The following is a 13,747-nucleotide window of genomic DNA, read 5'->3' as shown; positions in this document are numbered from 1 at the left end:
GGTCGGAGGAACCGGGGGGTCAGAGGAAGTAGAGGCGGTTGAGGGAGACGGAGTCGGCCGGTGCGGAGCGCAGCGGGTCGCCGTCGAGGGTGACCAGTCCGGTGCGCTGGTCGACGTCGACGTGTCCGGTACGGGAGTTCAGCCGCAGGTCGGCCGGTCCGATGCCGCGGGTGCCGCGCACGGCGACCCTTCGCCTGCGGGTCGGCATGGTGTCGTGCCCCTGGTCGACGGCGGCCTGCGCGACGAAGGCGACGGAGATCTCGGCGGGGGTGGCGCCGTGCGCGCCGAACTGCGGGCCGAGCACGAGGGGTTCGCAGGTGTCGGTGGCCGCGTTCGGGTCGCCGACCACGCCGTAGGCCGGGAAGCCGGACTTGAGGACGAGCTGCGGCTTGGCGCCGAAGTACTCCGGGCGCCACAGGACGATGTCGGCGAGCTTGCCGGTTTCGATGGAGCCGACCTCGTGGGAGAGCCCGTGGGCGATGGCGGGGTTGATGGTCAGCTTGGCGATGTAGCGCAGGACGCGCTCGTTGTCGTTGTCGTCGTCGGGGGCGCCGAACTCGGCCTTCATCTTGCCGGCCATCGCGAAGGTGCGGCGGACCGTCTCCCCGGCCCGGCCCATGCCCTGCGCGTCGGAGGAGGTGATGCCGATCGCGCCCAGGTCGTGCAGCACGTCCTCGGCGCCCATGGTCCCGGCGCGGATGCGGTCGCGGGCCATGGCGGCGTCGCCGGGCAGGTCGGTCTTGAGGTCGTGGACGGAGACGATCATGCCGTAGTGCTCGGCGACCGCGTCCCGCCCGAAGGGCAGGGTGGGGTTGGTGGAGGAGCCGATGACGTTGGGGACGCCGGCCATCTTCAGCACGTTGGGGACGTGCCCGCCGCCGCAGCCCTCGATGTGGAAGGCGTGGATGGTGCGGCCCTCCAGGACGCGCAGGGTGTCCTCCACGGAGAGGCACTCGTTGAGGCCGTCGCTGTGCAGGGCGACCTGGACGTCGTGCTCCTCGGCGACGCGCAGTGCGGTGTCGAGGGCGCGCGTGTGGGCGCCCATGTCCTCGTGCACCTTGAAGCCGGACGCCCCGCCCTCGGCCAGCGCCTCGATCAGAGGCGCCTCGTGGGAGGAGGAACCCCGGCCGAGGAAGCCGATGTTGACCGGCCAGGCGTCGAACGCGCCGAAGGCGTGCTTCAGTGCCCAGGGCGAGTTGACGCCGACGCCCCACACGGGGCCGAACTCCTGGCCGATGACCGTCGTCACGCCGGACGCGAGCGACGCCTCCATGATGCGCGGGGAGAGCAGGTGGACATGGGTGTCCACGGCTCCGGCGGTGGCGATGAGGCCCTCACCGGAGACGATGGACGTGCCCGTGCCGACCACGACGTCCACGCCGTCGAGGGTGTCGGGGTTGCCGGCCCGGCCGATGGAGCAGATCCGGCCCTCGCGGATGCCGATGGAGACCTTCCGGATCCCCTGCGCCGCGTCGATCACGACGACGTTGCTGATGACGACGTCGCAGGTCTCGCGCACGGCGGCGGCCTTGAGGTGCAGTCCGTCGCGGGCGGTCTTGCCGAAGCCGGCGAGGAACTCGTCGCCGTAGCGCTGGGCGTCGGACTCGACGCGGACCGTCAGTCCCGAGTCGCCGAGCCGGATGCGGTCGCCGGCGCCCGGCCCGTGGGTGGCGGCGTACTCGTACGGGGTGAGGCGGCGGGCCTCGGCGGGGTGGCCTCCTGGACGGCTCATCGCCCGACCTCCTGCTCAGGTGTTGTCGTGATGCCGAGGTAGCCGCAGGCGGCGGCCCGGCGCAGGGCCTCCTCCTTGGCGCCCGGCGCGTCCAGCGGGCCGTCGACCAGACCGGCGAACCCGATCGCGACGCGGCGCCCGCCGACTGGCACGAGCCCGACCTCGGCGCTCTCCCCCGGGCCGAAGCGGACGGACGACCCGGCGGGTACGGCCAGGCGCATGCCGTAGGCCCGCTCGCGGTCGAAGTCCAGCCGCGGGTTGGCCTCGAAGAAGTGGAAGTGGGAGGTGACGGAGACCGGGACGGTGGCGGTGTTGGTGACGGCCAGCCGGACCACCGCCTCGGGCTCGGCGTGCTGCGGGCCGGGCAGCAGCGCGCCCGGGGCCCGGTCCCCCAGCCCCGCGCCGAGGGGGTCGGAGACGACCGCGAGCCGGGAGCCGTCGTCGAAGACCGCCTCCACGTGCACCTCGGTGACCACGTCGGCGACCCCGGGCAGCACGTCGTCGGGGCCGAGCACGGACCGGGCGCGCTCGATCGCCTCGGCGAGGCGCGCACCGTCGCGGGCGGCCTCGCACACGGTGTCCGCGATCAGGGCCGTCGCCTCGGGGACGTTCAGGCGGAGCCCTCTGGCCCGGCGGGCACGCGCCAGTTCGGCGGCTCCGAAGAGCAGCAGCCGGTCACGTTCCGTGGGAGTCAGTCTCACGACGCGGCACCTCCTTGCCTTCGATGAATTAGAGCACCACTCTAAACGTCGAGTACGAGGTGCGGAACCGTTGACGAAGAGCCTTGGCAGACGTCACATTGAACGTCGTTCTAAACAAACGTCGCTCTAGACATCTGGCGGCCGTCGAAGGAGACCAGCCATGCCGATAGAACAGCGCGGTGTCGACACCATCCCCGAGGCGGAACGCACCAGCGGCCCCCGGGACCTGGTCTCGATCCTGCTGGGATCCAACCTCTGCCTGGGCGTGATCGTCTTCGGCTGGCTCCCGCCGTCCTTCGGCCTCGACTGGTGGGCCTCGGTCAGCTCGGTGGTGGCGGGGACGGTCGTCGGCACGCTGTTCACGGCACCGCTCGCGCTGGTCTCGCTGCGCACGGCGACCAACCTGTCGACGTCGTCCGGCGCCCAGTTCGGGGTGCGTGGCCGGCTGGTCGGCTCGGTGGTCGGCCTGCTGCTGGCCCTCGGCTACACCGCGCTGACCGTGTGGATCGGCGGTGACGTCATGGTCGGCGTGCTCGGCCGGCTCTTCGGACTGCCGGCCGGCGGTGCCTCGTACGCCGTGGTCTACGGGCTGCTGGCGGCGGCGACCGTCGCGGGCGCGGTCTACGGCTACCGGGTGCTGCTCGCCATGTCGCGCGTGCTGGCCTTCACCATGACGGCACTGCTGGTCCTCGGCGTGATCGCCTACGCCCCCGACTTCACGACCGCCGCGCTGCCGGACGCGGGCGGTTATCTGCTGGGCGGGTTCTGGCCCACGTGGCTGCTGTCCGCCGTGGCGGCCGGGCTGTCCGGACCGATCGCCTTCATCACGCTGCTCGGCGACTACACCCGCTACATCTCCCCGGCCCGCTTCTCCTCCCGCCGGGTCCTGCACGCGACCTGGCTGGGGCTGCTGCTCGGCCTGCTGGTGCCGCAGCTCTTCGGCACCTTCACCGCGTACGCGGCGCGAGCCGCGCTGGACTACGCCGGTCCGCTGGTCGACGCCTCCCCCGGCTGGTACCTGGTGCCGCTTCTGCTCGCCGCCTCCGCGGGGTCGGTCGGCAACGCGGGGCTGATGCTGTACTCGATGGGCCTGGACCTGGACGCCATCCTGCCGCGCGCCTCCCGTGCGCGGGCGACCGTCACCGTCGCCGTCGTCGCCACGGCCTGTGTCTTCGCCGGGCACTACGCGTGGGACGCCCAGTCGGCGATGACGTCGTTCGTCCTGCTGCTCACGGCCATCGGCACGCCCTGGGCGGTCATCACCCTCATCGGCTTCGTCCGCTCCGGCGGGCGGTACGACGCGGACGCCCTCCAGGTGTTCAACCGGCGGGCCCGCGGCGGGATCTACTGGTACCGGTCGGGATGGAACGTCCCGGCCACGACCGCCTGGTCGGCGGGCGCACTCGTCGGCGTCCTGGCGGTGTCCCTGCCGGAGTACGAGGGCCCGCTGCTGTCCCTCACCGGCGGCGTGGACTGCAGCTTCCTGCTGTCGGGGCTGGTGGGCGGCGTGGTGTACGCGCTGTCGACGCACAGTACGGCTGCGCCTGCGACACGGGAGGCCGAGGCGACGCCGCCCGCCACCCGGCGGACCGAGTCGAGCGGCGGGGCCGCTTCCCGGCCGACCGAGTCACACAGCGAGCCCGCGTAAACGCGAGTGCCCGCCCGCCCGAGCCGAGCGCCGGACCCCTTCTCGGCCGCCCGGGTCGGTTGGGGTTCGGGCTGGAGGAGGCGCGGGCGGCGTTCACGCCGGCGGACGGCTCGGCCCGCTTCCCGGCCGAGGGAGTCGGGCGCTGGGTGCGCACAGGCCCGGGGGGCCGGGGACGGAGCCCCCGGACCTCGCCCGCGCCGGCGGCGGGGGCCCTACGCCAGCCGGTGCATCCACCCGTGCTTGTCCTCGACCGTCCCCCGCTGAATGTCCAGCAGCGCACTCCGCAGGCGCTGCGTCACCTCACCCGGCTCGCCCCCGCTCTGCTGCCACTGGGCGCCCTCCCGCTTCACCGTGCCGACCGGCGTGATCACCGCCGCCGTACCGCACGCGAAGACCTCCGTGAGGCTGCCGTTCTCCGAGTCCCGCTGCCACTGCTCCACCGAGACGCGCCCCTCCTCGGCCTCGTAGCCGAGGTCACGGGCGACGGTGAGCAGGGAGTCCCGGGTGACGCCCTCCAGGATGGACCCCGTGAGGGACGGCGTGATGATCTTGTTGCCGTACACGAAGTACAGGTTCATCCCGCCGAGTTCCTCGACCCACTTGCGCTCGATCGCGTCGAGGTAGCAGACCTGGTCGCAGCCCTTCGCCGCCGCCTCCGCCTGCGCGAGCAGCGACGCGGCGTAGTTGCCGCCGGTCTTGGCGTCGCCCATGCCGCCGGGGACGGCGCGGACGCGGTCCTCGGAGACCCAGATGGAGACCGGCTTGACGCCGCCCGGGAAGTAGGCGCCGGCCGGGGAGGCGATGACGATGAAGAGGTACTCGTTGGCCGGCTTCACGCCCAGGCCGACCTCGGTCGCGATCATGAACGGGCGCAGGTAGAGGGACTCCTCACCGCCGTGCGCCGGAACCCACTTCTCGTCCTGCGCCACCAGCGCGTCGCACGCCTCGATGAAGGTCTCCACCGGCAGTTCGGGCATGCCGAGCCGGCGCGAGGACGCCTGGAAGCGGGCGCCGTTCTTCTCCGGACGGAAGGTGGCCACGGACCCGTCGGGGCGGCGGTAGGCCTTCAGGCCCTCGAAGATCTCCTGCGCGTAGTGCAGGACCATGGTGGCCGGGTCGAGGGAGAGCGGGGCGTACGGGACCAGCTGGCCGTCGTGCCAGCCGCGGCCCTCCGTCCACTTGATCGTCACCATGTGATCGGTGAAGTGGCGGCCGAACCCCGGGTTGGCCAGGATCGCCTGCCGCTCGGCGTCGGAGAGCGGGTTGGCGGACGGCTTGAGCTCGATCGTGGGCGTCGTCATGGGTTGATGTCCTTCACCGGTTGTCGTGACGGGCCGCGTTCACGCCCGTACGGCCGGTGGCCGGTGTTAGGACGTCCGAGCATTCCCTCATGTCGCGGCTTCGCGTTCGATTATCGCGCGCGTGTGGCGACGGGTGAAACAGGGTGAATGCGGCCCAGGGTTCGATGGTCGCACCTGGCGGACGCAGGAGAAAGCCGCCGGGTGCCTTGTTTTTCGGACCCGGCGGCTTCGAAAGGTTGGGTTTCGAGTGCGCGGCCCGGTCAGCCGGCTACTCGTACGGCGAGCGCGTCGCCGATCTCGGAGGTGCTGCGGGCAGGCTTGCCGACACGCTCGCCGAGGTCGGCGGCGACGGCCTCCTCGATCCGGGTCGCCTCGGCGTCGTGGCCGAGGTGGCGCAGCAGCAGGGCGACGGACAGGACCGTGGCGGTCGGGTCGGCCTTGCCCTGACCGGCGATGTCGGGCGCGGAACCGTGCACCGGCTCGAACATCGAGGGGAACTCGCCGGACGGGTTGATGTTCCCGCTCGCGGCGACGCCGATGCCGCCGGAGACGGCCGCGGCGAGGTCGGTGATGATGTCGCCGAAGAGGTTGTCGGTGACGATCACGTCGAAGCGCTCGGGCTGCGTGACGAGGTAGATCGTCGCCGCGTCCACGTGCATGTACTCGGTGGTGACCTCGGGGAACTCCTCGGCCACCTTGTTGAAGACGTTCGTCCACAGGTGACCGGCGAAGGTCAGCACGTTGTTCTTGTGGATGAGCGCCAGCTTCTTGCGCGGGCGGGCCTGGGCGCGGGCGAAGGCGTCGCGGACGACGCGCTCGACACCGTAGGCCGTGTTGACGGAGACCTCGGTGGCGACCTCGTGCTCGGTGCCCTTGCGGATCGTGCCGCCGTTGCCCGTGTAGGGGCCCTCGGTGCCCTCCCGGACGACGACGAAGTCGATCTCCGGCTGGCCGGCGAGCGGGGTGGCGACACCGGGGAGGAGCTTCGACGGGCGCAGGTTCACATGGTGGTCGAAGGCGAAGCGGAGCTTGAGCAGGAAGCCACGCTCCAGCACTCCGGACGGCACCGACGGGTCGCCGATCGCGCCGAGCAGGATGGCGTCGTGGGCCTTGAGGGCGTCGAGGTCGGCGTCGGTGAGGGTCTCACCGGTGGCGTGGTACCGCCGGGCGCCGAAGTCGAACTCCTTGGTCTCCAGCTTCACATCCTGCGGAAGGACGGCGGAGAGGACCTTCAGGCCTTCGGCCACGACCTCCTGGCCGATGCCGTCACCCGGGATCACTGCGAGATTGAGGCTGCGAGACATGCCGGCACCCTACCCCTCGTCCCACGGGATGACATGCGGCGTCCGGCATACGGACACCGCAGGTGTCACCCGGGGCCGCGCCCGTGCTCAGTGGCCGGTGGAGCCGCCGTTGTCCCGGCGGTCGAGGGCGCGCTGGAGGGCGGCGGCGGCGTTCTTGCGGTCGGAGTCGCTCGTGCGGGAGGCGTGGCGGACTCGGCGGCGGACGGTCGTCTCGGCCATGGGGGATCGACTCCTTCGACACGGATGCGGAGTGCGGAAAGGGGATTACGAGACGCCGGAGGGGGCGGGGAGCCAGGGGGCCGCAGGGATTGCCTGCACAGGGCCCGGCTCACGACCGCCGTTCGCTCGATGGAGCGGATCGTTCGGCTCCTACAAAGCTAAGGGAGCCGGGGGCGCCTGTCTGCACAATTACTCGGACTTCCTACTATCTGAGACGGCGGCCCCGGTCACACCGCGCTGACCTGCTGACTCGCCGGTCGGCCGCCTTCGGTCCACCACACGGCTGATCCTTGGTCCCGGCGCGTGGCACGAGCCGCCGCAGCGGGAACGGTGCGGGCATGACGGACACGGCCAAGGCACTTCTCGAAGGCGGCCCGCAGGACCTGCCCGAGCGGATCGTCCCCGTCCCGCCGACCGGCGAGGACGTCAAGATCGAACTGCGCAACGGCTACGAGCACTTCCGGCGCGCCGGCCGCGAGGCGGACACACCGGAGGGCCGGCTGCCGGTCTACGAGTGGTGGGAGCGGACGGAGATGCCCGGCTAGGCGCGCAGCCGCGAGGTCCCCTCACACGCCGACGGGCCAGGTCGCAGGACCTGGCCCGTCGGGCGTTCGCGTGCGGGTGTCAGCCCATGTGCGGGTACGTGTAGTCGGTCGGCGCGACCAGCGTCTCCTTGATGGCGCGGGTCAGGGTCCAGCGCATCAGGTTCTGCGGGGCACCGGCCTTGTCGTTGGTGCCGGAGGCACGGCCGCCGCCGAAGGGCTGCTGGCCGACGACGGCGCCGGTCGACTTGTCGTTGATGTAGAAGTTGCCGGCCGCGTAGCGCAGCTTCTCCATCGTGTACGCCGCCGCCGCGCGGTCGTTGGAGATGACCGAGCCGGTGAGGGCGTAGTCGGACACCGACTCCATCTGGGTCAGCATCTCGTCGTACTTGTCGTCCTCGTAGACGTGCACGGCGAGGATCGGGCCGAAGTACTCGGTGCGGAAGACCTCGTTCTCCGGGTCGCTGCACTCGATCACGGTCGGGCGGACGAAGTAGCCGACCGAGTCGTCGTAGGAGCCGCCGGCGACGATCGTGCAGGCGGCGTCCTCCTTGGCGCGGTCGATGGCGGCCTTGTTCTTGGCGAAGGACCGCTCGTCGATGACGGCGCCCATGAAGTTCGACAGGTCGGTGACGTCACCCATGGTGAGGTAGTCGACCTCGGCGGCGAACTCCTCCTTGAACCCGTCGTTCCAGATGGACGCCGGGATGTACGCGCGGGAGGTGGCGCTGCACTTCTGGCCCTGGTACTCGAAGGCACCGCGGGTCAGGGCGGTCTTGAGCACCGCGCGGTCGGCCGACGGGTGGGCGACCAGGAAGTCCTTGCCGCCGGTCTCGCCGACCAGACGCGGGTAGGTGCGGTACTTCTCGATGTTGTTGCCGACCGTCTTCCACAGGTGCTGGAAGGTCTTGGTCGAGCCGGTGAAGTGGATGCCGGCCAGGTCGCGGTGGTTCAGGGCGACCTCGGAGACCTCCAGGCCGTCGCCGGTGACCAGGTTGATGACGCCCTTGGGCAGCCCGGCCTCCTCCAGCAGCTCCATGAGCAGCACGGCGGCGTGGGTCTGCGTCGGGGACGGCTTCCAGACCACCACGTTGCCCATGAGGGCCGGGGCGGTGGGCAGGTTGGCCGCGATCGCGCTGAAGTTGAACGGCGTGATCGCGTAGACGAAGCCCTCCAGCGGGCGGTGGTCCATACGGTTCCACACGCCCGGCGAGTTGGCCGGGGGCTGCTCGGCCAGGATGTTGCGGGCGTAGTGGACGTTGAAGCGCCAGAAGTCGACGAGCTCGCAGGGGCTGTCGATCTCGGCCTGCTGGGCCGTCTTGGACTGGCCGAGCATGGTGGACGCGGCGATGGTCTCCCGCCACGGGCCGGACAGCAGCTCGGCGGCGCGCAGGATGATCGCCGCGCGGTCGTCGAAGGACATCGCGCGCCACGCCGGGGCGGCGGCCAGGGCGGCGTCGACCGCGTCCTGGGCGTCCTGGCGGGTGGCGTTCGCGTAGGTGCCCAGGCGGGCCTTGTGGTTGTGCGGCTGCACGACGTCGAAGCGCTCACCGCCGCCCATCCGCTTGACGCCGCCGATGGTGCAGGGCAGATCGATCGGATTGTCGGCCAGCTCGCGGAGCTTGGCCTCCAGCCGGGCACGCTCGGGAGAACCGGGGGCGTAGCCGTGCACCGGCTCGTTGACGGGGGCGGGGACCTGGGTCACAGCGTCCATGGGTTCCGTAACTCCTTGACTTCAGCGGGTTGTGCGAGCGGGTGCGGGCTCAGCCCTTGGTGACCATCGAGCGGACGAAGAACCGGAGGTTGGCCGGCTTCTCCGCCAGACGGCGCATGAAGTAGCCGTACCAGTCGGTGCCGTAGGCGGTGTAGACGCGCATGCGGTGGCCCTCGGCGGCCAGTCGCAGGTGCTCGTCGCTCCGGATGCCGTACAGCATCTGGAACTCGTACTCGTCGAGCTTGCGGCCGGCGGTGCGGGCCAGCTCCTGGGCGATGGAGATCAGGCGGGGGTCGTGGGACCCGATCATCGGGTAGCCCTCGCCCTCCATCAGCGTGCGCAGGATCCGGACGTACGCCTTGTCGATCTCGTGCTTCTGCTGGTAGGCGACCTCTGCGGGCTCCTTGTAGGCGCCCTTCACCAACCGTACGCGAGAGCCGCTGCCGGCGAGGCGGCGCGCGTCGGCCTCGGTGCGGAAGAGGTAGGCCTGGATGACGCAGCCGGTCTGCGGGAAGTCCTTCCGCAGCTCCTCGTGGATGGCGAACATCGAGTCGAGGGTGGTGTGGTCCTCGGCGTCCAGGGTGACCGTGGTGCCGATCTCGGCGGCGGCCTCGACGACCGGGCGGACGTTCTTCAGGGCCAGCTCGTGGCCGCCGTCCAGCGCCTGTCCGAACATGGACAGCTTCACGGACATCTCGGCGCGGGTGCCCAGCTCCAGCGGCTTGAGCTGGTCGATCAGCTCCAGGTAGGCGTCGCGGGCGGCCTCGGCCTGCGCCGGGGTGGTGATGTCCTCGCCGACGACGTCCATCGTCAGCTCGAGGCCCTTGCCGGTGAGGTCCTGGATGATCGGCACGATCTCGTCGACCGTCTCACCGGGGATGAACCGGTCGACGACCGGCTTGGTCACCGGCGCGGCCGAGACCAGACGTCGCATCTTGTCGCTGCGCGACGCGGCGAGAATCACGGGACCCAGCACGGGGCACCTCCACTTACCAAGCAACACAAGGCCGATACCCGACGTTTCGGGAACGGCACGGAGAACCACCGTGAAATCTAAGGATCCCCCCGATCGTCGGCCATCGACAGCTGTCACGCATCCGCGCCACGGTTCTCAGACAGATGTATGAAAGGCACGCTCGATTGCGGCAGAATGCCCGGGTGACGTCGGATTCCAGAGGTGCGGCAGGCCCCGGTGGCTCCCGGGGCGACTACCAGGAGCTGGTCGACGAGATCTCGGAGCTGCTGGGCGCCCCGGCGACCCTGGAGAACCGCGACTTCGAGCTGATCGCCTTCGGCGCGTACGACAGCGAGGGGGAGCTGGATCCCTCCGTCCTGGACCCGGTCCGCACCCGCTCGATCCTCACCCGCCGTTCGACGGCGGCCGTCAGGGCGTGGTTCGAGGGCTTCGGCATCACCCGGGCGACCGGCCCGGTGCGTATCCCGCCGACCCCGGAGGCGGGGGTGTACCGGGGGCGGATCTGTCTCCCGGTCCGGCACCGTGGGGTGGTCCTCGGGTACGTCTGGCTCCTGGACACCGATCCGGGCCCGACGGAGCGGCAGCTCGCGGCGGCCATGGAGGTGACGGGCCGGATCGGCGCGCTGCTGGCGGACGAGGCGCAGCACGGCGCCGACCTCAGCCGGGAGCTGCGGGCCGTGCTGACCGCCGAGCGCGACTGGCAGCGGGACATGGCCGTCGCCGAGCTGCGCACCGCCCTCGGCCCCCGCGCGGACGCCCTGCACACGGTGGTGTGCGTGGCCCCCTGGCCGTCCGCCGATCCCGACGACGCGCCGTCGGTCCGTACGGTGCCGGGGGCGACGGCGCTGTGCACGGTGCCGTGGGGCGGGGCGGCCCGGTCGCTGGCTCTGCTGGTCCGGCTGCGCTCGACGGACGTACTGACCCCGGCGGCCTCGGCGGCGGGGCGGCTGCTGGAACGGGCGCGCGGGACGGCGGGGCCGGCTGCCGCGGCCGCGGTCGCGGCGGGCGTCTCCGCGCCGCGCGCCGGGCTGGCCGAGCTGGCGGACGCCTGGTGGGAGGCGTCGGCGGCGGCCCGCGCGGCGCTCGCCGAGGGGCGGTTCGGCCCGGTCGCCGAGTGGGCGTCGATCGGCCCCTTCCGTCTGCTGGCCGCGCTGCCCCCGCGCTCCGCGCACGACCCCGCCGTCCGGGTACTGCTCTCCCCCGCCCACCGTGAGCTGGCCCGCACCGCCGAGGTCTACCTCGACCGCGCCGGGCAGGCCGGCCGCACCGCCGCCGAGCTGGGCATCCACCGGCAGACGCTGTACTACCGGCTCTCCCGCGTGGAGCAGCTCACGGGCCTGGACCTGGACGACGGCGAGGACCGGCTGCTGCTGCACATGGCGCTCAAGGCGTGTCGCCTGTAGCGGCCTCGATCACCTGCCGGAGCCCCTCGGTCAGCGCGTCGGCGTCGGGGGCGCTCTTCGGGTCGAAGGTCCACTGGGCGATGAGGCCGGTCATCAGGGTGACGTAGAGCGCGCCCAGGGTGTCCGTCGTCCCGTCCGTCACGTCCTCCTCCCGGCCGCCCATGAGGAGGGGGATGATGCCGCGTCCGGCCTCGCGCTGGGCGCGGCCGAGGTGGTCGCGCAGCTCGGGCATCCGGTCGCCCATGACCAGCACTTCCATGCTGAGGCGCCAGATGGAGCCGGGCTCCCGCATGGTGCCGATGATGTTGGACCACACCTGCCGGAACCGCTCGACCGAGCCCGGCTCGGTGTCGTCCAGGGCGGGGCCCTCCCCCTCGAAGGCGCCCCCCATCCCCTCGATCAGCTCGATGTACGCCTGCGCGAGCAGGACGTCCTTGGAGCCGTAGTGGTAGCCGATGGACGCCAGGTTGGTCCCCGACTCCTTGACGATGTCCCGCGCGGTCGTGCGCGCGAACCCCTTCTCGAGCAGGCAGCGCTTGGCGCCCTCGAGCAGATCCTCACGGTGTCCCATGACGCCACCCTACCCGCACTTCCATACGATCGTCTTAAACAATGTTCTAGACAGCCGTATAAGACGTGCGTACAGTTCCTGCCATGACAACGAACTCGCCCCGCGCCGGGCGTCGTGAGTGGACCGCGCTGGCCGTCCTGATGCTTCCGCTGCTCCTGGTCTCGATGGACGTCTCCGTCCTGTACTTCGCGATCCCGGAGATCAGCGCCGACCTCGACCCGAGCGGCACCCAGCAGCTGTGGATCTTCGACATCTACGGCTTCGTCCTGGCCGGCCTGCTGATGACGATGGGCTCGCTCGGCGACCGCATCGGCCGCCGCAGGCTGCTGCTCGTCGGCGCCGCCGCCTTCGGCGCCGCCTCGCTGCTGGCGGCCTACGCCCACACGGCCGAGACCCTGATCGCCGCCCGCGCGATCCTCGGCGTCGGCGGCGCGACGCTGATGCCGACCACCATGGCGCTGGTCCGCACGATGTTCACCGACCCAGGCCAGCGGGCGAAGGCGATCGGGCTGTGGTCCGGGGTGATGACGGGCGGGATCGCCCTCGGCTCGGTGATGAGCGGCCTGCTCGTCGAGCACTTCTGGTGGGGTTCGGTCTTCCTGGTCAACCTGCCCGCGATGGTCCTGCTGCTGGTCCTCGGCCCGGTCCTGCTCCCCGAGTCGAAGAACCCCTCCCCCGGCCGCTTCGACCTGCCGAGCGTCCCGCTGTCGCTGGCGGCGGTGCTGCCCGTGATCTACGGAGTGAAGGAACTGGCCGCCGAGGGCTGGAACGTCCGGTACGTCGTCTCGATCACCGTCGGCCTGCTGTTCGCGGCGCTGTTCGTGTGGCGCCAGCGCACCGCGGCCTCGCCGATGGTCTCGCCCGCCCTCTTCCGCGGGCACGGCTTCGCCCCGGCGCTCGTCCTCAACACCGTGTCGGCCTTCGGGATGATGGGCTCGGCCTACTTCAGCACCCAGTACCTGCAGTCCGTCCTGGGCATGAGCGCGCTGGAGGCCGCGCTGTGGAGCCTGCTGCCGTCGGTGCTCATCGGTGCGGCGGCGCCGGTCGCCGCCCAGTTGGTCGAGCGCGGCGTCGAACGCGCCTACCTCGTGACGGCCGGCTTCCTCGTCGCCGCCGGCGGCTACGGGCTGCTGGCCCTGTCCGGCACGGACTCGCTGTGGCTGGTGCTGGCCGCGTGCGGCGTCCTGGCCGCCGGCATCGTGGTCGTGATGTCCCAGCTCACCGACCTGGCCCTGGGTGCGACCCCGGTCGAGAAGGCGGGGGCGGCGTCATCCCTGCTGGAGACGGGCACCGAGTTCGGCGGCGCCCTGGGCATGGCCACGCTCGGTTCCATCGGCACGGCCCTGTACCGCCACGGCATCCCGGCGGACGCCCCCGCGCCTGCCCGCGAGACCCTGGGCGGTGCGCTGGCCGTCGCCGCCGAACTGCCGGGGCGCGCGGGAGACGCCCTGGCGACGGCGGCACGTGAGGCCTTCACCGACGGGATGCGGGGCGCCGCGCTCGCGGGGGCGCTGCTGCTGGTCGCGGCGGCGGGACTGGCAGCGCGGGGACTGCGGAACATCCGGGTGCGTCCGCAGCCGGACACGGAGAACGCCGGACAGGCCGAGTCGCTCAGCCCGTCCGGCGTGTGAGGGGA

General features: G+C 71.6%; 12 protein-coding genes. 4 read left to right on the top strand and 8 right to left on the bottom strand.

The features are described 5' to 3' along the window. Positions 1–19: 19 nt before the first annotated feature. Together AB0E77_RS24970 and ureA are read right to left on the bottom strand one after the other, a co-directional pair. A complete protein-coding gene (locus AB0E77_RS24970) occupies positions 20–1,732 on the bottom strand; it encodes an urease subunit alpha (RefSeq protein ID WP_361574150.1) in 1,713 nt (570 codons plus the stop codon). After that, positions 1,729–2,433, bottom strand: a complete 705-nt coding sequence (ureA, locus tag AB0E77_RS24965; protein ID WP_361574148.1) for an urease subunit gamma — start codon at positions 2,431–2,433, stop codon at positions 1,729–1,731. Before ureA ends, AB0E77_RS24970 begins: the two co-directional genes overlap by 4 nt. Positions 2,434–2,593: 160 nt before the next feature. On the opposite strand from ureA, the gene AB0E77_RS24960 reads away from it, so the two are divergent. Beyond that, positions 2,594–4,081, top strand: a complete 1,488-nt coding sequence (locus AB0E77_RS24960; protein ID WP_361574146.1) for a cytosine permease — start codon at positions 2,594–2,596, stop codon at positions 4,079–4,081. A 212-nt stretch (positions 4,082–4,293) separates the two neighbouring features. Here the strand turns inward: AB0E77_RS24960 and AB0E77_RS24955 are convergent, their stop codons facing one another. From AB0E77_RS24955 to AB0E77_RS24945, 3 genes are all read right to left on the bottom strand, one after another. After that, positions 4,294–5,382: a branched-chain amino acid aminotransferase gene (locus AB0E77_RS24955; protein ID WP_361574145.1), complete on the bottom strand. Its 1,089-nt coding sequence runs from the start codon at positions 5,380–5,382 to the stop codon at positions 4,294–4,296. A 260-nt stretch (positions 5,383–5,642) separates the two neighbouring features. After that, positions 5,643–6,686 carry a 3-isopropylmalate dehydrogenase gene (locus AB0E77_RS24950; RefSeq protein ID WP_361574144.1) on the bottom strand — a complete coding sequence of 348 codons (1,044 nt, stop codon included), beginning with the start codon at positions 6,684–6,686 and terminating at the stop codon, positions 5,643–5,645. 87 nt (positions 6,687–6,773) lie between these two features. After that, positions 6,774–6,905, bottom strand: coding sequence for a hypothetical protein (locus AB0E77_RS24945; protein ID WP_272920560.1), 132 nt, complete (start codon positions 6,903–6,905; stop codon positions 6,774–6,776). A 338-nt stretch (positions 6,906–7,243) separates the two neighbouring features. Here AB0E77_RS24945 and AB0E77_RS24940 point away from each other — a divergent pair, with 338 nt between their 5' ends. After that, entirely contained in the window at positions 7,244–7,450 is a 207-nt protein-coding gene (locus tag AB0E77_RS24940) for a DUF5988 family protein (RefSeq protein ID WP_361574143.1), read from the top strand. A 79-nt stretch (positions 7,451–7,529) separates the two neighbouring features. On the opposite strand, the gene pruA is transcribed toward AB0E77_RS24940, so the two are convergent. After that, positions 7,530–9,161, bottom strand: coding sequence for an L-glutamate gamma-semialdehyde dehydrogenase (pruA, locus tag AB0E77_RS24935; RefSeq protein ID WP_361574141.1), 1,632 nt, complete (start codon positions 9,159–9,161; stop codon positions 7,530–7,532). A 49-nt stretch (positions 9,162–9,210) separates the two neighbouring features. Continuing rightward, complete coding sequence (locus AB0E77_RS24930; RefSeq protein WP_361574139.1) at positions 9,211–10,137, bottom strand: proline dehydrogenase family protein; 927 nt, start codon at positions 10,135–10,137, stop codon at positions 9,211–9,213. 143 nt (positions 10,138–10,280) lie between these two features. Here AB0E77_RS24930 and AB0E77_RS24925 point away from each other — a divergent pair, with 143 nt between their 5' ends. Next, positions 10,281–11,540 carry a helix-turn-helix domain-containing protein gene (locus AB0E77_RS24925; protein ID WP_361574137.1) on the top strand — a complete coding sequence of 420 codons (1,260 nt, stop codon included), beginning with the start codon at positions 10,281–10,283 and terminating at the stop codon, positions 11,538–11,540. On the opposite strand, the gene AB0E77_RS24920 is transcribed toward AB0E77_RS24925, so the two are convergent. Further along, positions 11,521–12,111, bottom strand: coding sequence for a TetR/AcrR family transcriptional regulator (locus AB0E77_RS24920; protein ID WP_361574135.1), 591 nt, complete (start codon positions 12,109–12,111; stop codon positions 11,521–11,523). The two genes, AB0E77_RS24925 and AB0E77_RS24920, sit on opposite strands and share 20 nt — an antisense overlap. 83 nt (positions 12,112–12,194) lie before the next feature. Between AB0E77_RS24920 and AB0E77_RS24915 the strand changes: the two genes are divergently transcribed. Next, positions 12,195–13,742 (top strand): MFS transporter, encoded by a 1,548-nt coding sequence (locus AB0E77_RS24915; protein WP_361574134.1) that lies wholly within the window; start codon positions 12,195–12,197, stop codon positions 13,740–13,742. Positions 13,743–13,747: the final 5 nt, after the last annotated feature.

The sequence above is a fragment of the Streptomyces sp. NPDC032940 genome, from assembly GCF_040636935.1.
Taxonomy (GTDB): Bacteria; Actinomycetota; Actinomycetes; order Streptomycetales; family Streptomycetaceae; genus Streptomyces.
This window is presented reverse-complemented; position numbering and strand designations above follow the sequence as displayed.

What these genes read in the sequence shown, in the direction of transcription:
- AB0E77_RS24950 (WP_361574144.1), bottom strand. Translation starts at nt 6,686, where the DNA reads ATGTCTCGCAGCCTCAATCTCGCAGTGATCCCGGGTGACGGCATCGGC.
- pruA (WP_361574141.1), bottom strand. Translation starts at nt 9,161, where the DNA reads ATGGACGCTGTGACCCAGGTCCCCGCCCCCGTCAACGAGCCGGTGCAC.
- AB0E77_RS24970 (WP_361574150.1), bottom strand. Translation starts at nt 1,732, where the DNA reads ATGAGCCGTCCAGGAGGCCACCCCGCCGAGGCCCGCCGCCTCACCCCG.
- AB0E77_RS24940 (WP_361574143.1), top strand. Translation starts at nt 7,244, where the DNA reads ATGACGGACACGGCCAAGGCACTTCTCGAAGGCGGCCCGCAGGACCTG.
- AB0E77_RS24955 (WP_361574145.1), bottom strand. Translation starts at nt 5,382, where the DNA reads ATGACGACGCCCACGATCGAGCTCAAGCCGTCCGCCAACCCGCTCTCC.
- AB0E77_RS24925 (WP_361574137.1), top strand. Translation starts at nt 10,281, where the DNA reads ATGTATGAAAGGCACGCTCGATTGCGGCAGAATGCCCGGGTGACGTCG.
- AB0E77_RS24960 (WP_361574146.1), top strand. Translation starts at nt 2,594, where the DNA reads ATGCCGATAGAACAGCGCGGTGTCGACACCATCCCCGAGGCGGAACGC.
- AB0E77_RS24945 (WP_272920560.1), bottom strand. Translation starts at nt 6,905, where the DNA reads ATGGCCGAGACGACCGTCCGCCGCCGAGTCCGCCACGCCTCCCGCACG.
- AB0E77_RS24920 (WP_361574135.1), bottom strand. Translation starts at nt 12,111, where the DNA reads ATGGGACACCGTGAGGATCTGCTCGAGGGCGCCAAGCGCTGCCTGCTC.
- AB0E77_RS24915 (WP_361574134.1), top strand. Translation starts at nt 12,195, where the DNA reads ATGACAACGAACTCGCCCCGCGCCGGGCGTCGTGAGTGGACCGCGCTG.